Below are 19,096 nucleotides of genomic sequence, written 5' to 3'. Positions count from 1 at the left end.
GCGGGCGCGGCCCCCGGCGCCGCGGCGGCGCCGGGGGCCGGCTCGGGCCACTCGACCTCGACGGTGGTCTGACCCGACTGCAGCCGGATCCGCCGCGGCGGCGTGGGCGCGGCCTTGGCCAGCTGGGCCACGCTGCGGCAGACCATCGCCAACGTGCCGTCGGGGCCGTCCGGCCGGTGCCCGTCCGACGGACCGTCCGGCCGCCGTTGCGACTGCTCGCGGTCGGGGTGCTGGTGGTCCGGCTGCTGGTGGTCCGACTTCATGTAGCTCCTCATCCGGCGCTCGGGGCGGCTCCCAGACCGAAGCGGTGGAACCGGCCGCCGCGGTCCCGCAGCAGTCGCTGCGGGTCCCACGGGCGCAGTTCCGCCAGCGCAGCGGTCACGGCGTCGCCCAGCAGGGCTGCGGCCCGCGCGTGATCCGTGTGCGCACCACCCGCTGGTTCAGGCACGACACCGTCGACGATACTGAGCCGGAGCAGCTCTCCGGCATCGACGCGCAGGGCGGCGGCCGCAGTCGGTGCCGCGTCGCTGTCCTTCCACAGGATCGCCGCGCAGCCCTCGGGGCTGATCACCGAGTACACGGCGTTGGCGCAGACCAGCACCCGGTCGGCCACCGCCAGTGCGAGCGCGCCGCCGCTGCCGCCCTCGCCGGTGATCACCGCGACGATCGGGACCGGCAGACGGGCCATCAGCCGCAGGTTCTCCGCGATCGCCACCGCCTGCCCGCCGCGCTCGGCGTCCGGGCCCGGGTAGGCGCCCGGGGTGTCGATCAGGGTGACCACCGGCAGGCCGAGCTTGGCGGCCAGCCGCATCAGCCGGGCCGCCTTGCGGTAGCCGCCCGGGCTCGGCATGCCGAAGTTGCGGCGCCGACGCTCCGTCAGGTCCACGCCGCCCTTCTGGTGCCCGATCAGCATCACGGGCTGCCCGTTCAGCAGGCCCGGGCCGCCGACCACGGCCGGGCAGTCCTCGGCGATCCGGTCGCCGTGCAGTTCCTGGAAGCCGTCCAGCAGGTGGGCGGCGTAGTCGAGGGTGGTGGGCCGCTCCGGGTGCCGGGCCAGGCAGACGGTCGCCCAGGCGTCCGGCGGCGACGGGTCCGCGGCGTGCTCGGCCGCTTCGGCCTGCTCCGGCTGCTCCGGCTGCTCGGCCTGCTCCGGCTGTTCCACCCGCTCGACCCGCTTCGCCTGCTCGGCCGGGTCCTGCAGCCGCAGCATCTGCCCCAGCACCGCCCGCAGCGCGCCGCGCGGCACCACCTCGTCGATCAGCCCGTGGCCGCGCAGGAACTCGGCGGTCTGGAAGCCGGCCGGCAGGGTCGCGCCGATGGTCTGCTCGATCACCCGCGGCCCGGCGAACCCGAGCCGGGCACCCGGCTCGGCGATGATCACGTCGGCGAGCGTCGCGAACGAAGCGGCCACGCCCCCGTAGGTCGGGTCGGTGATCAGCGAGACCACCAGCACGCCGGCCTCGTCCAGCTCGGCCAGCGCGTGCGCGGTCTTCGCCATCTGCATCAGCGAGAGCACGCCCTCCTGCATCCGGGCCCCGCCGGAGGCGGTGACCAGCAGCAGCGGGATCCGCAGCCGCAGGCTGGTCCGGGCCGCCTCGGTGATCTGCACCCCGACCGAGCAGCCGAGGCTGCCGCCGAGGAAGTCGAAGTCCATCGCGCAGGCGACCACCGGCCGGCCCTCGATCAGGCCCCGGACGCAGAGCACCGCCTCGTCCAGTCCGGTCCTGGCCCGGGCCTCGGCCAGCCGTTCGGGGTAGGGCCGCAGGTCGACGAAGCCGAGCGGGTCGGACACGCACTCCACCCGGCCGAGCGGCTGCGCCGAGCCCTCGTCGAGCAGTTGGGCGAGCCGCTGGCGCGCCGTCAGCCGCGCGTGCGCCCCGCAGTCGGGGCAGACCCGCAACCCGCGGCTGAACCGCTTGTCGTAGACGAGCGTGCCGCAGTCCGCGCACCGCACCCACGCGGTCGGCGCGGCGGCGGACGCCCGGGTGGTCTCGGTCATGGCTGTTCCTCCGGCGGGTGCGGGGCGGGTGCGGGAGCGGGAGCGGGGCGGGTGCCCACGGCCCGGAGTCCGGGGACCGGGGTCCGGGGTCCGGGGACCGGGGTCCGGGGTCCGGGGTCCGGGGTCCGGTTCGGTCAGCCGCGCTCCCAGCGGTAGAACTCGCGGGCCATCGCGTCCTTCGGCTCCCGCCAGGTCTGCGGGTCGTAGGCGCTGACGTAGGCCGCGAGGCGCGCGCTGACGTCGCGGAACTCCGGATGGTCCGTCAGCTGCGCGACGGCGGGGCCGGGCGGCCGGTCGGCCTCGACCAGGTGGAGGTAGAGGTCGCCGAACTGGAACAGGCTGCGACCGGTGACCCCGATCAGGCCCGGCAGCTCCCCGCGGTCGGAGGCGGCGAAGGTCTCGGCGATCTGCTCGGCCGCGTCGGGCTTCATCCTCGCGACGATCAGCGAGCGGTGCATGGCGGGTGTCCTTTCGGTTTCAGCGCGCGCTCTCGCGCGCGTGCTGCTCGACCTTGTCCCGGATGAGCGCCATCTGGATCTTGGAGTTGCGGTTGATGTGCTCGGTCATCCCGGCGTCGTCGACCGGGGCGGTCGGCTTCATCGCGAAGTCCTGGACCCAGCGCATGCTGGTGCCCTGGTCGACCTCCTGGTACTCCCACAGGATGTCCATCCGCTCGAACGGGCCGGTCTCCACCCGGCGGGCCCGGACGGTGCCGGCCGCCCGGTCGGTCTCCCGCTCCGAGACCCAGCTCCAGACCCGGCCCTCGTCGTCCGGGTGCATGGTCAGCCGGAACGTGGTCCGCGGGCCCTGCCGCTCCAGGATCTCCACGGTGGCGTACTCGCTGAACAGCTGCGGCCACGACTCCAGGTCGTTGGTGAGGTCCCAGGTCAGGTCCAGCGGGGCGGCGATCAGGATCGTGTTGTCGGTGTGTCCGGACATCTCAGGCTCCCGTGTTCAGCTGCTCGTTGACGTTGGTCAGGAACTCGGTCGGGGTCTTGCACCGCTCGGCCTCGTTGTCGATCGACTTGCCGTAGCGGTTCTCCAGCTCGGACACGATGCCGAGCAGGCCGAGCGAGTCCAGGTTGTAGACCTCGAACGGGGTGTCGGGCTGGTCGGCCAGCTGCTGCGGCTCGACGGTCAGGCCCGCCCGGGACTTCATCAGGCCGGCGAGCTCCTCGACGGTCACGGGGCTGTGCATGGTGGTTCTCCTTCTTCAGCGGAACGGGTGGAACGGGTGGGACGGGTGGGACGGGGCGGCCGCCCGGTCACAGCCGGTCGTCGCCGGCGCGGCGCAGCACCAGCGCCGAGTTGCAGCCCATCAGGCCGCGGCTCAGCACCAGCGCGGTGCGCAGCGGCACCCGGCGGGCCCGGCCGGTGACCAGGTTCAGGCCGTGCCGGACTTCGGTGACGTTCGGCGTGGGCGGCACCACGCCGTGCTCCAGGGCGAGCATCGCGGCGGCCACGTCGAGCGCGGAGGCGGCCGAGTAGGCGCGGCCGAAGCCGGTCTTGGGCGCGGTCACCGGCACGTCGGCGGCGTGCGGGCCGAGCACGTCGGCGAGCGCCAGCGCCTCGGCCTGGTCGGCCGCCGGTACGCCGAGCGCGTCCGCGAAGACGACGTCGATCTCGCCGGGCGAGCAGTCGGCCTCGTCGAGCGCGCCGCGGACGGCGCGGGCCAGCCCGTGGCGGGACTTCTCCCAGCCGCCGGTGCCGGTGAAGGTCGCGGCGTGGCCCGCGACCACGGCCCGCACCCAGGCGCCGCGCCGCCGCGCCGCGTCCTCCTCCTCGACCACGAACATCGCGCCGCCCTCGGCGGGCACGAAGCCGCAGGCGTCGTCGGTGAACGGGAGGTAGGCCCGCTGCGGGTCGGCGGCCAGGCTGAGCTCCGGGTAGCCGAGCTGGCAGACCACCGAGTAGGGCGCCAGCGGGGCCTCGGTGGCCCCGGCGACCACCACGTCGGTGCCGCGCCGGATGGTCCGGCAGGCCTGCGCGAAGACGTCCAGGCCGCCGGCCTCGTCGTTGGCCAGCACCCCGCAGGGCCCGCGGAAGCCGCCGCGGATCGAGATCTGCCCGGTGCTGGCCGCGTAGAACCAGGCGATGGACTGGTACGGCCCGACGAAGTGCGGTCCGCGGCCCCAGAGTTGCTGCAGCTCACCCTGGCCGAACTCGCCGCCGCCGGAGCCCGCCGCCGTCACCACGCCGACACCGAAGGGCTGTTGCCGCTCGGCGTCGACCCGGGCGTCGGCCAGGGCGAGTTCGGCGGCGGCCATGGCGAAGTGGGTGAACCGGTCGGTCTGCACCAGGTAGCGGTCCTCGATCAGTTCGGCCGCCTCGAACCCGTGCACCTCGCCCGCGACGCGCAGCGGCAGGTCCGTGCAGCCCTCCCGGGTCACCGGGCCGAGCGCCGAACTGCCCTGCTGGACCCGCTTCCAGAAGGCCGTGGCACCGACCGCGCCCGGCGCGATCACGCCGAGGCCGGTCACCACCGCCCGCCGGCCGCTGCGTTCGATCCTGCGCCGGCTCATGCGGGGCTCCCGTCGGATCGGGCCAGGACGACCGCGGACTGGAAGCCGCCGAAGCCGCTGCCGACCGAGAGCACGGTGCCCAACCGGGCCTCCCGCGCCGTCCTCGGCACGTAGTCGAGGTCGCACTCCGGGTCCGGGGTCTGGTAGTTCGCGGTCGGCGGCACCACGCCGTGGGCCAGTGCCAGGGCGCAGGCGGCGAGCTCGATGGCTCCGATGGCGCCCAGCGAGTGGCCGACCATCGACTTGATCGAGCTCATCGGGACGGCGTAGGCGTGCGCGCCCAGCGAGCGCTTCACCGCGGCCGTCTCGTGCCGGTCGTTCTGCTTGGTGCCGGAGCCGTGCGCGTTCACGTAGTCGACCTCGGTCGGGTCGATCCGGGCCTGCGCGAGCGCCCGGTCGATCGCCTCGGACATCTCGCGGCCCTCGGTGGTCAGCCCGGTCATGTGGTAGGCGTTGCCGAAGGTGGCGAAGCCGCGGATCTCGCAGTAGATCTTGGCGCCGCGGGCCCGGGCGTGGCCCAGCTCCTCCAGGACCAGGACCGCGGCGCCCTCCCCCAGCACGAACCCGTCGCGGGCGGCGTCGAACGGGCGCGAGGCGTGGGCGGGGTCGTCGTTGCGGGTGGAGGTCGCCTTGATGGCGTCGAAGCAGGCCACGGTGATCGGTGAGATCGGCGAGTCGGCCGCGCCGGCCACGATCACGTCCGCCCGGCCCTCCTCGATCAGGTGGAAGGCGTGTCCGACCGCGTCCAGGCCGGAGGTGCAGCCGGTCGAGACGGTCTGCACCGGGCCCTGGGCGCCGACCTGTTCGGCGACCTCGGAGGCGAGCGCGCTGGGCGAGAACGCCCGGTGCAGGTGCGGCCCGGCGGGCTCGGGCCGCACGTCCCAGTGGGCGCCCGCGGCGCTGACGGCCACGTAGTCGTGCTCCAGCCGGGTGGTGCCGCCGACCGCCGAGCCGAGCGAGACGCCGACCCGCCAGGGGTCGGTCACGGCGAGGTCGAGCCCGCAGTCGCGGACCGCCTCGCCCGCCGCCGCCAGGGCGAACTGCACGTAGCGGTCGGCGCGGGCGGCCTGGTCCGGGGTGAGGCCGCAGGCCAGCGCGTCGAAGTCGCACTCGGCCGCGATCCGCGAGCGGAAGCCCGCCGGGTCGAAGAGCGTGATGCCCCGGGTCGCGGTGCGCCCGGCGGTGAGCAGCTCCCAGAAGGCCGGGGCACCGATGCCACCCGGCGCGACGACGCCCAGGCCGGTGACGGCAACCCGGCGCCCGCCGCCGCGCTGCTCGGTCACGTGCGGCTCCGCCGTGTCCCGCCCGCTCATGTCGGCTCCTCGGTGTCCACATGGCCCAGCTCGGGCCGGGGCGCCAGCGGGCCGAGGTGGAAGACCATCCGGGCCTCGGTGCTGCCCACGTTGCGGAACCGGTGGCGCATCTCACGGGGGATCATCAGCCCGTGCTCGGGCCGCAGGTGGTGGGTGACCCCGTTCAGGTCCACCTCCAGCTCGCCGCTGACGACGAAGACGAACTCCTCGGAGTACGGGTGGTAGTGCTCGTTGATCTGCTCGCCGGGCTCGATCAGGGCGACGCCCATGAACCCGCTGGTGGACCCCACCGAGGTCGGGGTGAGCATCGCCCGCAGGTCGCCACCGCGCTTGCGGTTGGGTGCGGTCTCGTCGAGGGTCACGATGCGGACGGACTGAGTGGTCATGGCCTTGCTCTCTCTGCGTCGGCTGTGCTGCGTCGGAGGGTGCGTCCGACGGCGGTTCAGGTCTCCTCGGCCCGGCGGTCGGTGACCAGCTCCATCGCGCAGTCCGCCAGGAACCGCGTGATGCCGGGCACGGTCGCCAGGTCGGCCTCCGGTCCCGGCCGCAGGAACTGGCGCAGCGCCCAGGACTCCTCGCCGAGCGCGATGCCGGCCGCGGCGAGCGGGGCCTGCTGCCACGGGACGCGGAGCTCGACCAGGCGCACCAGCAGGCCGTCGCGCAGGAACATGGTGCTGCTGACCAGCGGGTGGCCGGGGTCCGCGGCCGCGAGCGCGTCCTGCTCGGTGAGCAGGATCGCGACGGCCTCGCCGCAGCCCTGGCGCACCGGGTAGCAGAACCCGTACCGGGTGGTGTCGCCGGTCCCGGCGCCCGCCGCGGTCTCGAAGTGCTGCACCGCCGGCAGTGCCGCCCGGGCGAAGAAGGTCCGCGCCGAGGTCGGATCGGTCAGGTCGCGCGCGACCTCCAGGTACGGGTTGACCGCCTCCTCGACGGCCCGCACCTCCGGCTGGGCGGCCACGTGGCGCAGCGCGTTCGCCAGGTCGCCGCGGACCTCGACGGCCCGCACCACCCGGTTGCCCCGCATGAACAGCGAGGTGCGGCAGAGCCGGGTGGTCGCGTCGACCTGCGCCTCGGGCGACCGGTAGTCGGCGAGGATCTCGGCGACGGCCCGTTCGCTGCCCGGCTTCACGGTGAAGGTGATCGCGTGGTGCACGATGCCGCCGACGCTCAGCGGCGGAGCGGGCACCGGGTCGACCGGCCGGCCGTGCGGTGCGGTGCCCGGCCCGACCGAGTGCTGGACGGCGTGCCCCGGCTCGGGCGTCTCCCGGGCGATGACGAACCGCAGCGAGTTGGTGTCGCGCACGCACCCGTGCAGCGGCTCCACCATCTTGCGGTGGGCCGCGCTCTCCACCCAGCGCAGGAAGGGCTCGGCGCTCTCCCACTCGCTGGTGATCAGCCACTGCGCGGCGTTCCCGAGCGACTGGCACAGCTGGTCGCTGATGTGCCCGGGCACCCCCGCCACCTGGTGGCGGATCTGCTCGTACGCCGCGAGGAAGTCCTGCTCGTGGCCGTCGTGGACCTCCAGCAGCAGGACGACCCGCAGCCGGGGCGGCTCGGTGGTGGTGGTGGCTGGCGCCCGGTCTTCCTCGATCGTCACGGTGCTCGTTCCTCTCAACGATCTGGCGATTGACGGCCCCCGCATCGCATACGGTCGATGCTCACGCAGCGCGGCCCGCCGTGCGCGGTGCGTGAGTCAGCCGGGTGAAGATCCGGCCGCCGGGCAGGCGCGGGGAGCCCGGCCGGGAATGGCTCCGCCATGTCTGCGAAGGATTCGACGATCGACCGCCGCGTACCGGTGCTGATCGTGGGCGGCTCCCTGGTGGGTCTGTCCACGTCGCTGTTCCTGGGGAGGCTGGGCGTGGACCACCTCCTGGTGGAACGGCACCGGGAGACCTCGCACCACCCGCGCGGCCGGGGCAACAACGTGCGCACCATGGAGCTCTACCGCACCGCCGGGGTGGAGCAGCCGATCCGCGAGGCCGCTTCGGTGCTCGCCGACAACCACGGCATCCTGCAGGCGGATTCGCTGACCGGCGAGGACCAGGAGTGGCTCTTCCGGCAGATCGACCCGGGCAACGGCCTGGCCCGGCTCAGCCCGTCCGGCTGGTGCCTGTGCAGCCAGAACGACCTGGAACCGGTCCTGCTGCGCAGCGCCCGGGAGCTCGGCGGCGACCTGTGCTTCGACACCGAGCTGGTCTCGTTCGAGCAGGACCCGGACGGGGTGACCGCCGTGCTCCGCACCCGCGGGACCGGAGACACCCGCACCGTCCGGGCGGACTACCTGGTCGCCGCCGACGGCCCGCGCAGCCCGGTGCGGGAGGCGCTCGGCATCGGGCAGACCGGCGCGGGCGACCTGTTCCACAACGTCAGCATCACCTTCCGGGCCGAGGGGTTGGCGGCGGTGGTGGGCGACCGGCGGTTCATCGTCTGCTACCTGACGAACCCCCGGGGCGCCGGCGCGCTGCTCCCGGTCGACAACGAGCGGGAGTGGGTCTTCCACGCGCCCTGGCACCCCGACCGCGGCGAGACCCTGGAGGACTTCACCGACGAGCGGTGCGCCCACCTGATCCGGGCCGCGACCGGGGTGCCGGACCTCCAGGTCGAGATCACCGGGAAGGCGCCCTGGCACGCCGCCGAGCGGGTCGCCGAGCGGTACGGCCACGGGCGGGTCTTCCTGGTCGGGGACGCGGCGCACGAGATGTCCCCCACCGGTGCGTTCGGATCGAACACCGGGATCCAGGACGCGCACAACCTGGCCTGGAAGCTCGCGGCCGTGCTGCGCGGCTGGGCCGGGCCCGGCCTGCTGGACAGCTACGACGCGGAGCGGCGCCCGGTGGCGCTGGCCACCAGCGCCCGGGCCTCGGCCCGCTCGGCCGAGCACAAGCACCCGGGCTACGACGCCGCCCCCGGCGGTGGCCGGCAGGCGGGGATGCTGGCCGTGGTGCTCGGCTACCGGTACGCCTCCGGCGCGGTGCCGGGCGCCGCACCGGGCGGGCCCGACTCCGCGGTGCCGCTGGAGTTCCGGCCGGTGGCGGTGCCCGGCGGTCGGGCGCCGCACCAGTGGATGACCAGGGCCGGCGCCCGGGTCTCCACGCTGGACCTCTACGAGCGGATCCCGGTGCTGCTCAGCGGTCCGGAGGACGGCGCCTGGCAGGCGGCCGGCGAGCGGGTCGCGGAGCGGCTCGGCGTGCCGATCAGCTGCCTGCGGGTGGGCCACGACCTGCTGCCCGAGCCCGGTGCCGACTGGGCGGGGCTGCACGGCGTGGACCCGTCCGGCGCGGTGCTGGTGCGGCCGGACGGGTTCGTGGCCTGGAGCAGCGCCGGCCCGGTCGCCGACCCGGAGGCCGAGCTGGCCGAGGTGCTGGGCCGGATGCTCAGCCTCTGACACCGCGTCACCCCCGACGCCCGGCCGGCTGCCGGCGGGGCGTCAGGGGGAGACCCGGTACCGGCCCGCCATGCCGCCCATCAGGTGGTGGGTGGCGTGGCAGTGGTAGATCCACTCCCCCGGGTTGTCCTCGGTGTACTCGACCGTCAGCGTCGTGGCCGGCCCGATCAGCTCCGAGTCGACCCAGCCGCCGCCCTGCCCGCTGCGCCAGCGGTGCCCGTGCAGGTGGAAGACGTGCAGCTCGTTGCCGAGCGCGACCACCCGCCAGCGCACCCGGTCCCCGACCTTCGCCCCGAACGTGGGGGTGTTGTCGAGGTAGGCGCCGCCGTTGACCAGGTTCAGCGACATGCCCAGCGACGGGATGTCGCTCTTGTAGACGTCGTGCAGCACGACGACGCACTCCCGGTCCACCGCGGCGGTCCGCCCGTCGGTGACCGCGAGCACGCCGAGCAGGCCGAGCTGCGCGCCGATCTCCATCACCGGCTCGCCCGCGGCCTCGGGCACGGGCGCGCCGTGCGGATCGGCCGCCCGCGGCGCGGGCGCCGGCGGTGCCGGGACCGTCTGCGGCGCCGAGTGGTCGTGGTAGGGCCAGGTGCCGACCGAGCCGGGCGTGCAGAACCAGCGGTAGGTGTAGTCGGCGCCGAACGGGACGGCGGTGCCCGGTGCCTGCGGGTCCTCGGCGAGCCAGCCGCCGTCGTGCTCGGGGGTGTAGCGGACCCCGTGCGGGTGCATGCTGTGCGGCCACCGGTAGTGCGCGTCGTTGTTGCGGAAGTGCACCCGGATCTCGTCGCCGACCTCGGCCCGCAGCACCGGGCCCGGGATGCCGCTGTTGGCGCCGATCCCGGTCGGCGACAGGTCGGCGTCGAGCGGCTGCCCCCAGTTCGGGGTGTAGGCCCGGAAGCCCAGCGCCCGGAAGCTGGTCTGCGCCGCGGTGAAGTGCCGGCCGGACATCGGGTCGTTCCCGCTGGGCACGGCATTGTGCTCGAAGGAGTCGGCCTGGACCCAGTACTCGCGCACCCGGCCGCTGGGGCGGAAGGCGTCCACCGCGAACGGGTCCTCGTCCGGGCACCGGGCGGCGGTGCCCGGCTGGCTGTCCTGGGCCGCCGCCGGCGTCGGCAGCCCCACCGAGCCGGCCAGCGCGGCGGCCCCGCCGAGCAGGGTGCGCACCAGGCTGCGGCGGCCGGTGCCGCCGGTCCCCGGTCCCGGGCCGTGCTCGCCCACGGTCTGATCTGCTGTGCGGTCGACCGGCATGTCGCCCCTTTCCGCGCCGGCGCGGGCCCGGCAGGCCCCCGTCGGCGGGCCGTCCCGCCGTCCAGCGCTGCTCCGGCGAGCGTAGGCACGGCGGACGGCGGTGGGCGGGAGCCTCCCCCGTGGATTCCCCCGCCCGGCGGCAGACCGCGCGCCCGGCCGTGGGCCGTCAGTGGCGCCGACGGCGGCGGCGCACGACCACGAAGTACAGCACGGACAGGCCGACGAGCAGCGCCACCGCGGCGAGGATGTGGCTGGAGGCGATCCGCAGGTCCGCCACCACCACGGTCAGCACCGCCCCGCCGATCAGCACCGCGGACACGGCCGACCGCAGGGCGACCAGCAGGGCTCCCGGGCGCAGGAAGCCGCGCCCGGCGTCCGCCGCGCCCTCCTCGGCCTCCGCACCGGCACCGTGCGGCGCGTAGTAGGCGACGGTGCGCGCGGCCAGCCGGGAGGTGGCGCGCCGGTACATCTCGGCGCTCGCCGGGATCCACACCAGCGGCACGACGAACCCCACGGCCACCACGGCGATCACGCTGAGCCAGACCCCCGCCCGGCGCAGCAGGCTGACCGGCCGGTCACTGATGGTCAGCAGGCCGATCAGGTAGGCCAGGCGGCGCACCATGACCCACCAGCTCGGCGGGGCCTCGGGTTCCTGCTCCGCGCCGGACTCCCGGTCCCGCGGCGCCGCCGCCGCGTCGAGGAGCGCGCGGGCCGCCTCCGTGGTGGGGCTGACGCCCTGGAGCACCAGCAGGTCCTCGGTCAGCGCGGCGGGGTCGCGGTCGGGCTGGTAGAGGGCGGCGAGCTCCAGGACCATCCGGATCTGGGCGATCAGCGCCGCGACGAAGGCGGCCGGCCACAGCACCATGAACGGTCCGCCCAGGAACGCCCCGTCGAGCACCGAGGTGCGCACGCCCCGGGTGGTCAGCTGCTCGCTCAACCGCCCGGTGGCGGCGTCCGGCTGCTCGGCGCGCACCTGGTCCGTCTTCGCCCGGGCGCGCGAAGCGAGCAGGTCCACGGCCTGGACGGCCATGGCCTCCGGCATGTGGCGGGGGTCGGCGCTGGCCGCCTGGAGCAGCGTCCGCACTGGTCCCGGTGGTTGCGCCGCCGCACCACGACGAGCTCTCACCCTCGAAAGCTAACGCACCGTGGCGCCGCGGGCCCACCCGAGCCGCGGGGCGCTCACGAGGACCCCGGGCCGGGCTGGTCCGCCCGGCGGTCGCGGGCCGACCGCCAGCGCGAGCGCATCTGGGCCACCAGGTGGTCCCACTCGCGGCGGACCTCGTCGTCCGGGGGGCGGCGCCCGTGGGCGATCCGGACCAGTTCCTCGCGCACCTCCCGGCCCAGCGCCGCCGATCCGACGACGACCAGCATGATGCTGAAGAGCGCCGAGATCATCGCGAAGACCGCGCCCACCGAGCCGTAGCGGGTGGCGTAGGAGCTGAACAGGTGCGGCAGGTAGACCACCGCGCCCACCGAGTAGACGCCGAGCAGGACGGCGCCGATGACGGCGAACGGGACCAGGTCCCGCCACGGGATGCGCTTGGCGCTGAGCATCCAGCCGCTCCCGACCAGGAGGACGGCGGTCAGCGGCGCGGTGCAGAGCGTGGCCAGCAGCTCCAGCCGGCCCCGGCCCAGAAGGCTGCGCACCCACCCGGTGGCCACCAGGTACGCCCCCAGGCCCAGCACCCAGCGCACACCGTTGGGGGTGTTCTTCACGCTCAGCGGCTTGAGCTCCCAGGTCTGCTCGAACAGGCGCTGCGCCGCCCGGGTGAAGCTCAGCACCGAGATCACCAGGAAGACCGCCCCCAGGATGCCCACGCTGGTGCCGGCGTCGGCGACCGGGGAGAACAGCTGCCGGACCGCCTCGGCCCCGCCCCCGGTGAGCCCGTAGCGGTTGATCACCCGGTCCGCGAGGTCCCAGTGCCCGAAGTGCCCGAACAGCGCGCCCGCCAGCAGGGCGAGCGGGATCAGCGCGGTCAGCGCACTGGACGCCAGCGCCATCGAGCGGTCGAACCCGACGACCCGCTGGAACCGGTTGACGACGCGCAGCGCGAAGGCCGGACGCAGCCAGAACGTCAGCGTCCTGACGAGGCGTTCGCGCTCGATGTCGACGGCTCCGCCCTCCTCCGGCTCCCCGCCTGCGTGTCAGGGGCGAGCCTAGTGCGGCGCGGCGGCGCGGACCGGGTGCGACGCGGCCGGGCGGCGACGCGGGGTGGCTGACGGATCGTCCGGTCCGTCCGCCGCCCGCCCGGCACCGCGCCCTGTCACCCCCACCGCTTATCCTCGTTGCGGCCCGTCGCCGACCGGTGGGGGACCGTTCGTTCCTGTCCGTACCACGCTTTGTTCACACCGGAGGATGGACCCATGGTTGACCGGCCCTTGACGCTGATGGCAGTGCACGCCCACCCCGACGACGAGGCCACCGGAACCGGAGGTGTGCTGGCCCGGTACGCGGCGGAGGGCATCCGCACGGTCCTGGTCACCTGTACCGACGGCGGCTGCGGTGACGGACCGGGCGGCGCCAAGCCGGGCGAGCCCGGCCACGACCCGGCGGCCGTCGCCGCGATGCGCCGTCAGGAGCTCGAAGCCAGCTGCGAGGTGCTGAAGGTCAGCCACCTGGAGCTGCTCGACTACGCCGACTCCGGCATGATGGGCTGGGCGGCCAACGACGCCCCCGGCTCGTTCTGGCGCACCCCGGTGGCCGAGGCCGCCGCCCGGCTCGCCGACCTGATGCACCGGTACCGGCCCGACGTGGTCGTCACCTACGACGAGAACGGCTTCTACGGGCACCCGGACCACATCCAGGCCAACCGCATCACGACCGCGGCGCTGGAGCTGTCCGGGCTGACGCCGAAGGTGTACTGGACGACGGCGCCGCGCTCGATGATGAAGCGGTTCGGCGAGGTCATGCGCGAGTTCGGCTCGGACTGGGAGGAGGCGGACACCGCCGGTTCCGCCGAGGCCGCGGGTGCCGCCGAGCCCGCCGCGGTCCCGGAGATGCCGGAGATCGGCCTCCCCGACGAGGAGATCACCACCTGGGTGGACACCACCGCCTTCGGCGGCCAGAAGTTCGACGCCCTGGCCGCGCACGCCAGTCAGGGCGAGAACATCTTCTTCCTGAAGATGGGCAAGGAGCGGTTCACCGAGCTGATGGGGGTGGAGACCTTCGTCCGGGTCCGCGACACCACCGACGCGCCGGTGCCGGAGAACGACCTCTTCGCCGGCCTGCGCTGAGCCCGGCCGCCCCGGGCCCCCGCGAGGCCACGGGCCTCTCCGGGGCTCGGGGCGCGGGGGCGCGGGACGGGTCGGCGGCCGGTGCGTCACGGGGCGCACCGCAGTCGCCCGGCGAGTCCAGGGATAGAACTCCCGCAACACGGGCAGAACTCCGGCACAACCCGTGATGCCCAGGAGGTGACGGAGATGGCCGGGATCAGAGTGGCCAAGCGCCCGACCGTGCAACGCCCGCGGCCCTCGCAGGCCCCGCTCGATCTGCGGACACCGTCGGGCCGCCCACTGCCCTACTGACCGTCAGGGCGTCGCCGGGCCTGCGGCGGGGATGTCCTGACGGTCACCCAGCTGTCCGTCCGTCAGGTACCCGCAGCGGCCGGGTCGCCCGGGCGCGGCCCACGGACGCTCGGCCGCGCCCCTCCCCCTGCCGCCCGGCGCTCCCCCGGCTACCCCTCGACCTGCACCTTGTCCGCCTGCATGCCCTTCTGCCCCTGGACGGCTTCGAAGGAGACCCGCTGGCCCTCCACCAGCGACTTGAACCCGGTCCCTTCGATCGCCCTGAAGTGGACGAAGAGGTCCGGACCGGACTCGGGACTGATGAAGCCGTAGCCCTTCTCGTCGTTGAACCACTTCACGGTGCCGTACTGGCGCTCGGCCATGCCCTCTCCTCGTGTTCCGATGGCCCTGTCGCCGAGATCATCTCACACGGCGCAGCGCCGCCGACACGAAGCGTAGTGCGCCGAGCCGGGTCGAGTCGCCGCCCCCGAGCGGAGCTGATCCGTCGTCACCGTGCTGGTCCGACCCGGTGCGCCGCACGCCCCGGCCGGTAGGCTGACGATCATGACATTTCCCAGAGACGCCGGTGAGTTGACCGCGGTGTTCCGGCCGTCCGCCGGGAACGACTCGGTGACCTTCCCGAACGGCACGGTGCCCCGATTCGTGGCCCCCGGCTCGGCGACCGGCGAGCGGTTCGGCCTCTTCGAGTGGCACATGGCGGGCCCGCGCGGCGAGCGCGACAGCGGCCACTTCCACAAGACCTTCTCGGAGTCGTTCTACATCCTGTCCGGCGAGGTGACCCTCTTCGACGGCCGGGAGTGGGTGACGGCGCGTCAGGGCGACTTCCTGTTCGTGCCCGAGGGCGGCGTGCACGGCTTCACCAACGAGTCGGACGCCCCGGCGTCGATGCTCGTCCTCTTCACCCCGGGACCGGCCCGGGAGAAGTTCTTCCAGGAGCTGGCCGAGATCCGGCACTCGGGGCGCGAGCTCGACGAGGAGGAGTGGGCCGAGCTCTACGCGAGGCACGACCAGTACCGGGCGTGAATCGCGTCCCGGGCACCGGCCTCGAACGCCCGTGCCCGATCCCCTCCCTCGGCGCGCCGCTTGCCCGTACGCTCGTCCTGCGGGCATCCGGCCGCAGGGGGAGGACCTGATCGCGTGACAACTCCTGGAGGACACCCGGCCTTCGGGCCGGGGCACCTGCCCGCCGGGCCGTGGCTGCGGCCCGGCTGGGCGGTCGCGCCGCCCGCGCCCAAACCGGGCACGGTACCGCTGCGCGCGCTCGATGCGGCGGACGTGATCGGCGGGGTCTTCGGCACTGTGCGCCGGTACCCGGCTGCGCTCTACTACCCGCTGCTGCTCGTCGGTCTGGCCGGTGCGGGCGTGTTCGGCGGCTGCCTCGCCGTCGCCCGGGACGCGGTCGCGCCGCTGCCGGCCTCGGGCCGGCTGACCCACCAGCAGGTGGCGGACCTGGTGACGGCCGGCGCCGCGCTCCTCGTGGTGCTGGCCCTGCTGGCGGTCCTCGACTACGCGGTCGCCGCGGCGGTCAGCTGCGTCGTGCTGCGCCACGCCGTCCTGGGCCGGCCCCTGACGGCGCGCCGGGCCTGGGCCGAGGCCCGGCCGTGGGTCTGGCGCGTGCTCGGCGTGCAACTCCTGGTCGGGGCGGCCGCGCTCGGGATCCTGCTCGCCTCCGCGCTGCCGAGCGTGGTGCTCTTCCTGCTCAACGGCGGCGGCGCGGCCGGCTGGGCCCTGCTGCTCCTGCTCCCCGGCACGGCCGGCGCGCTCCACGTCGGAGTGCGCCTGCTCCTCGCGGTGCCGGTGCTGGTGCTGGAGGAGCAGCGCCCGGTGGCCGCCGTGCGGCGCGCCTGGCGGCTCAACGAGGGTGCCTGGTGGCGCACCCTGGGGATCTCCTACGCGGTCACGCTGATCGGCGACGCGGTGGCGCGGTCGGTCACGACCACACTGGCCGCGGGAGTGCTCCAACTGCTGCCGCAGGACGCCCTCGACGGCGGGTCGGACGTCTCCGCCAGCTGGCTGTCCGGCAGCGGCGTGCTGGTGCTGGCCGTCGGCTGCGCCGCCGTCCTCGCCCTGCTCTCGGTGGCCCGGGCGCCGCTGGCACCCCTGACCAGCGGGCTGCTGTACCTCGACCGCCGCTTCCGGCGGGAGAACCTGGCACCGACGCTCGCCGCAGCGGCCGGCACCGCGGCCGCGCCGCCGCCGGCCCCCGGGCGCGCCTGGTGACGGAGCGTCAGGTGCGGGCGTGGACGAGCAGGCTCGGGCAGTGGCGGCGCATCGCGTCGGTGACGGGCTCGGGGGTGCGGCGCAGGTCGGCGAGCAGGATGACCGGCACCACCAGCGGACTCTCCTGACCGGTCGACAACTCCCTTTTGCGGCGCAGCAGGACGGTCACCCACGGGTGCCCGGGGGCACTGGGCCAGACACCGGCGACGTCCGACCAGGGCAGGTAGCCGAACCGGGCGTACTCGACGCCGTCGTCGGTGAGGCGCAGCGGCGGCCTGCGCCTCAGGTAGGTCCGGCGGCCGAGCGCGAGGAGCAGGGCACCGGACAGCGGGCCCAGGAAGCTCCCCCAACTGTGCAACCCGGTCCATCGGTTGAGCAGGTCCGTCAGCACGAGTGCCAGCGCGGCCAGCCCGGCGCAGACGAGCAGCAGCCACCAGTTGATCAGGATCCTGCGCAGCGAGGCACGGTAGACGGTGACCGGGCCGGTGGCCTCGGGAGCGGGCGGTCGCCGCGCCGCCGCGGGCCCCGGCGGGCGCAGTTCCTCGTCGGACCGCTCGTCGCTCGGCTCCGCCGCGGTGAGGCGGACCAGCAGGTCGCCGCGGCCGTCCGCCAGGTCGACGCCGAAGTGCCGGACGGGGACGACGGTGCCGTACGGGGTGCCGGGCGGTATCGCCACCGCCACCCACTCGCCGCTCGGCGAGCGCACGGACACGGTGGTGCCGTGCAGGCGCTCGGTGTGGCTGACCGGCAGGTCGAGGCCCAGATCGGCGTCGGCACGGGTGAACTCCGGATCGGGCAGCACGTGCACCGTCACCAGCAGGTCGCCGGCCGGTCCGTCGCCCGGGCCCGCGAAGCCCTGCCCGGCCAGCCGGATCCGCTGCCCGTCGGCGACCCCGCGGGGCAGCCGGGTCTCGACGGTGCGCAGCTGCGCGCCGTGGCCGCTGCCCTCGCAGCCGTCGCAGCGCCGCTCGCCGACCACCCCGGTGCCGTGGCAGAGCTCGCACCGGGTCGGCACCTTGAGCAGCACCGGGGTCTCGCGCAGCGACTCCCGGAAGGAGAGGGTGGCCTCGGTGGTGAGTTCCCGACCGCGCAGGCCGGCGGCCCGGTTGCGGGCGATCAGGAAGCTGCCCGCCTGGTTCCCGGCGTGCGAGCCCGGTCGGGGTTTGCCGTCCCGGACCAGGCGGTCGGCGACGGTGTCGAAGAGCCGGCCGAGCCGGATCCCGTCGCCCTCGCCGGGGATGCCACTGTCGACGGCGTCGACCAGGTACTTGGTGAGGTAGGTCTGCGGCCGCTCCGCCTCGCCGTCCAGCTGGTACCACGCCGGGCTGTACGGACCGCTGGCCATGATCAGGTAGAAGCCGTGCGCGGCGGGCAGCGCCCGGTCGTCCGCGAGTCGGCCGGCGGTCTCCGCGGCGAGGCCGGCGAAGCAGCAGTCCAGTATCGCGATCTTGGTCCGGGCGGGGCAGTCCTGGAAGGCGTCGCGGACCTGTTCGAAGGTCAGGCTGGTGGCCTTGCGGTACCGCGACTCCCGCCGGCTCTGCCCCAGGGCCAGGCAGAGCTGGGTGTTGGCGTCGTACTGGCCGTGTCCGACGAAGTAGAACAGCGCGACGTCGGTGACGCCCTCGAACGCCTCGATCAGCCGGGTCGGCAGGTCGCCCGGGGCCGCCACGTCGGGGAAGCGGGTGATCCGGTCCTCCGGCCAGTTGCCGAGCGGCCCGGTGAGCATCTCCGCGAACCGGTCGAAGCTGTGCCGGGCGGCCGGCACGCTCTCGAACTCGGCGTAGTTCCAGGCGCCGACCAGCACGGCCCGGGAGGCGCCGAACCCGCGGTCGAGCGCGTCAGCCATTCAGCGCCCGGTCCACGACCCGCAGCGCGTCCTCCGCGTTGGCGGCGGTGACCTCGACCTCCAGATCGTCCCGCTTGATCGTGACGCTGACGTCGGTGCGACGGGACCGGATGAACTCGGGGATCGTGCTCACGGCCGTCGCCAGCACGCCGCCGCTGGCCGCCACCACCTGCAGGAAGTCCCAGACCCCCAACTCGCCCGCACGGGGCGCGCCGGACAGCTGCACCACCTGCACGCCCGGGACGTGCTCCAGCAGCGTGCGCAGTGCTCGGACCTCGGCCGGGTCCGACACCTGCAGCTCGATGGTGATCACGGCGTTCGCCCCCGCCTGTCGTGTTCCCGCTGGACAGGAGCTAGCAGTATCACGACGCGTAGCGAGCGGGAAGCCTTGCCGGGTAGGTTAACTGACAATCCGTCCACCATTGGCGCGGCCACGGTCCTGCGGCACCGAACGGCCCGCCGGGGTCGCGGTCGGCGTGGTCCGCCGACCTGCGCAGCAAGGAGCCGGTCCGTGTCCGCCTACGGGATCGTCACCGTCACCCGCACCCTCGACTTCTCCGGCTCGGCGCTGCCGTTCCGGGTGCTGGTCGACGGCGCCCTCGTCGGCAAGGTCCGGATCGGCGGCTCCGTGGAGCTGCCGGTCACGCCCGGCGTCCACCGGGTCCGACTGGCGCAGACCCTGTTCGCCAGCGCCCCGCTGACCCTGCAGGTCGAACCGGGCGGTCGGCACCACCTGATCGCCGGGATCAGCAGGGGGCTGCGCGTGTTCGTCCCGAGTCGCGCGCTGCTGCTCGTCGCGCGGGCCGATCCCGCCGCTTGACGCAGCGTCGGCCCGCTCCTCGGCGCGGTCCGGGGCGGCGGCCGCACCACCGGCGGCCGGCACTGTGATCACGGCCGTCAGACGACGTCGAACTCGTTGCCCTCGGGGTCCTGCAGGGCGACGGCGTACCGCCCCGCATCCGGCTGGTCGTTGATCCGCAGCACAGCGGCACCGGCTTCGACCAGCCGTGCCCCGAACAGCCCGCCGGACCGGGG

General features: G+C 74.6%; 19 protein-coding genes and 2 pseudogenes. 5 read left to right on the top strand and 16 right to left on the bottom strand.

Annotated elements, in window-relative coordinates; all coding sequences use genetic code 11:
* The 9 genes and pseudogenes from ACFW1A_RS05180 to ACFW1A_RS05140 form a co-directional block, all read right to left on the bottom strand.
* Nucleotides 1–263: pseudogene (locus ACFW1A_RS05180) on the bottom strand (hypothetical protein); the annotation flags it as partial.
* Nucleotides 264–271: 8 nt separating this feature from the next.
* A complete protein-coding gene (gene accA / locus ACFW1A_RS05175; RefSeq protein ID WP_380404397.1) occupies nucleotides 272–1,999 on the bottom strand; it encodes an acetyl-CoA carboxylase carboxyl transferase subunit alpha in 1,728 nt (575 codons plus the stop codon).
* A 134-nt stretch (nucleotides 2,000–2,133) separates the two neighbouring features.
* Nucleotides 2,134–2,457, bottom strand: coding sequence for a TcmI family type II polyketide cyclase (locus ACFW1A_RS05170; protein WP_380404394.1), 324 nt, complete (start codon nucleotides 2,455–2,457; stop codon nucleotides 2,134–2,136).
* Nucleotides 2,458–2,476: 19 nt separating this feature from the next.
* Nucleotides 2,477–2,938 (bottom strand): SRPBCC family protein, encoded by a 462-nt coding sequence (locus tag ACFW1A_RS05165; protein WP_380404391.1) that lies wholly within the window; start codon nucleotides 2,936–2,938, stop codon nucleotides 2,477–2,479.
* A 1-nt stretch (nucleotide 2,939) separates the two neighbouring features.
* Complete coding sequence (locus ACFW1A_RS05160) at nucleotides 2,940–3,197, bottom strand: acyl carrier protein (RefSeq protein ID WP_380404388.1); 258 nt, start codon at nucleotides 3,195–3,197, stop codon at nucleotides 2,940–2,942.
* 67 nt (nucleotides 3,198–3,264) lie between these two features.
* Complete coding sequence (locus ACFW1A_RS05155; RefSeq protein WP_380404384.1) at nucleotides 3,265–4,521, bottom strand: beta-ketoacyl synthase N-terminal-like domain-containing protein; 1,257 nt, start codon at nucleotides 4,519–4,521, stop codon at nucleotides 3,265–3,267.
* The gene (locus tag ACFW1A_RS05150; protein ID WP_380404381.1) at nucleotides 4,518–5,834 is read right to left on the bottom strand and encodes a beta-ketoacyl-[acyl-carrier-protein] synthase family protein; all 1,317 of its coding nucleotides are present in this window, start codon (nucleotides 5,832–5,834) and stop codon (nucleotides 4,518–4,520) included. Before ACFW1A_RS05150 ends, ACFW1A_RS05155 begins: the two co-directional genes overlap by 4 nt.
* Complete coding sequence (locus tag ACFW1A_RS05145; RefSeq protein ID WP_380404378.1) at nucleotides 5,831–6,220, bottom strand: cupin domain-containing protein; 390 nt, start codon at nucleotides 6,218–6,220, stop codon at nucleotides 5,831–5,833. Before ACFW1A_RS05145 ends, ACFW1A_RS05150 begins: the two co-directional genes overlap by 4 nt.
* 56 nt (nucleotides 6,221–6,276) lie before the next feature.
* Nucleotides 6,277–7,476, bottom strand: coding sequence for a SchA/CurD-like domain-containing protein (locus tag ACFW1A_RS05140; protein WP_380404376.1), 1,200 nt, complete (start codon nucleotides 7,474–7,476; stop codon nucleotides 6,277–6,279).
* A gap of 114 nt (nucleotides 7,477–7,590) precedes the next feature.
* Between ACFW1A_RS05140 and ACFW1A_RS05135 the strand changes: the two genes are divergently transcribed.
* The gene (locus ACFW1A_RS05135) at nucleotides 7,591–9,219 is read left to right on the top strand and encodes an FAD-dependent monooxygenase (RefSeq protein ID WP_380404373.1); all 1,629 of its coding nucleotides are present in this window, start codon (nucleotides 7,591–7,593) and stop codon (nucleotides 9,217–9,219) included.
* Nucleotides 9,220–9,261: 42 nt separating this feature from the next.
* Here the strand turns inward: ACFW1A_RS05135 and ACFW1A_RS05130 are convergent, their stop codons facing one another.
* The 3 genes from ACFW1A_RS05130 to ACFW1A_RS05120 all read right to left on the bottom strand — a co-directional run bounded on the left by ACFW1A_RS05130 (nucleotide 9,262) and on the right by ACFW1A_RS05120 (nucleotide 12,519).
* Nucleotides 9,262–10,470, bottom strand: coding sequence for a multicopper oxidase domain-containing protein (locus ACFW1A_RS05130; RefSeq protein ID WP_380404369.1), 1,209 nt, complete (start codon nucleotides 10,468–10,470; stop codon nucleotides 9,262–9,264).
* Nucleotides 10,471–10,636: 166 nt separating this feature from the next.
* Nucleotides 10,637–11,500 (bottom strand): hypothetical protein, encoded by an 864-nt coding sequence (locus tag ACFW1A_RS05125; protein WP_380404366.1) that lies wholly within the window; start codon nucleotides 11,498–11,500, stop codon nucleotides 10,637–10,639.
* A 149-nt stretch (nucleotides 11,501–11,649) separates the two neighbouring features.
* Nucleotides 11,650–12,519 (bottom strand): YhjD/YihY/BrkB family envelope integrity protein, encoded by an 870-nt coding sequence (locus tag ACFW1A_RS05120; protein ID WP_380404400.1) that lies wholly within the window; start codon nucleotides 12,517–12,519, stop codon nucleotides 11,650–11,652.
* 315 nt (nucleotides 12,520–12,834) lie between these two features.
* On the opposite strand from ACFW1A_RS05120, the gene ACFW1A_RS05115 reads away from it, so the two are divergent.
* Entirely contained in the window at nucleotides 12,835–13,704 is an 870-nt protein-coding gene (locus ACFW1A_RS05115) for a PIG-L family deacetylase (protein ID WP_380404363.1), read from the top strand.
* 440 nt (nucleotides 13,705–14,144) lie between these two features.
* Here the strand turns inward: ACFW1A_RS05115 and ACFW1A_RS05110 are convergent, their stop codons facing one another.
* A complete protein-coding gene (locus ACFW1A_RS05110) occupies nucleotides 14,145–14,357 on the bottom strand; it encodes a cold-shock protein (protein WP_380404360.1) in 213 nt (70 codons plus the stop codon).
* 181 nt (nucleotides 14,358–14,538) lie between these two features.
* Between ACFW1A_RS05110 and ACFW1A_RS05105 the strand changes: the two genes are divergently transcribed.
* Together ACFW1A_RS05105 and ACFW1A_RS05100 are read left to right on the top strand one after the other, a co-directional pair.
* Nucleotides 14,539–15,018, top strand: a complete 480-nt coding sequence (locus ACFW1A_RS05105) for a cupin domain-containing protein (RefSeq protein WP_380404357.1) — start codon at nucleotides 14,539–14,541, stop codon at nucleotides 15,016–15,018.
* A gap of 114 nt (nucleotides 15,019–15,132) precedes the next feature.
* Nucleotides 15,133–16,215 (top strand): hypothetical protein, encoded by a 1,083-nt coding sequence (locus ACFW1A_RS05100; RefSeq protein ID WP_380404354.1) that lies wholly within the window; start codon nucleotides 15,133–15,135, stop codon nucleotides 16,213–16,215.
* A gap of 7 nt (nucleotides 16,216–16,222) precedes the next feature.
* Here the strand turns inward: ACFW1A_RS05100 and ACFW1A_RS05095 are convergent, their stop codons facing one another.
* Both ACFW1A_RS05095 and ACFW1A_RS05090 read right to left on the bottom strand, forming a co-directional pair.
* A complete protein-coding gene (locus ACFW1A_RS05095) occupies nucleotides 16,223–18,061 on the bottom strand; it encodes a DnaJ C-terminal domain-containing protein (protein ID WP_380404351.1) in 1,839 nt (612 codons plus the stop codon).
* Nucleotides 18,054–18,374 (bottom strand): hypothetical protein, encoded by a 321-nt coding sequence (locus ACFW1A_RS05090; protein ID WP_380404348.1) that lies wholly within the window; start codon nucleotides 18,372–18,374, stop codon nucleotides 18,054–18,056. Before ACFW1A_RS05090 ends, ACFW1A_RS05095 begins: the two co-directional genes overlap by 8 nt.
* Nucleotides 18,375–18,572: 198 nt before the next feature.
* Between ACFW1A_RS05090 and ACFW1A_RS05085 the strand changes: the two genes are divergently transcribed.
* Nucleotides 18,573–18,881, top strand: a complete 309-nt coding sequence (locus ACFW1A_RS05085) for a hypothetical protein (RefSeq protein ID WP_380404345.1) — start codon at nucleotides 18,573–18,575, stop codon at nucleotides 18,879–18,881.
* Between the two features lie 77 nt (nucleotides 18,882–18,958).
* Here ACFW1A_RS05085 and ACFW1A_RS05080 read toward each other — a convergent pair.
* A pseudogene (locus tag ACFW1A_RS05080) lies at nucleotides 18,959–19,069 on the bottom strand (VOC family protein); the annotation flags it as partial.
* Nucleotides 19,070–19,096 lie beyond the last annotated feature (27 nt).

This window comes from Kitasatospora sp. NPDC058965, assembly GCF_042741245.1.
GTDB lineage: Bacteria > Actinomycetota > Actinomycetes > Streptomycetales > Streptomycetaceae > Kitasatospora.
This window is presented reverse-complemented; position numbering and strand designations above follow the sequence as displayed.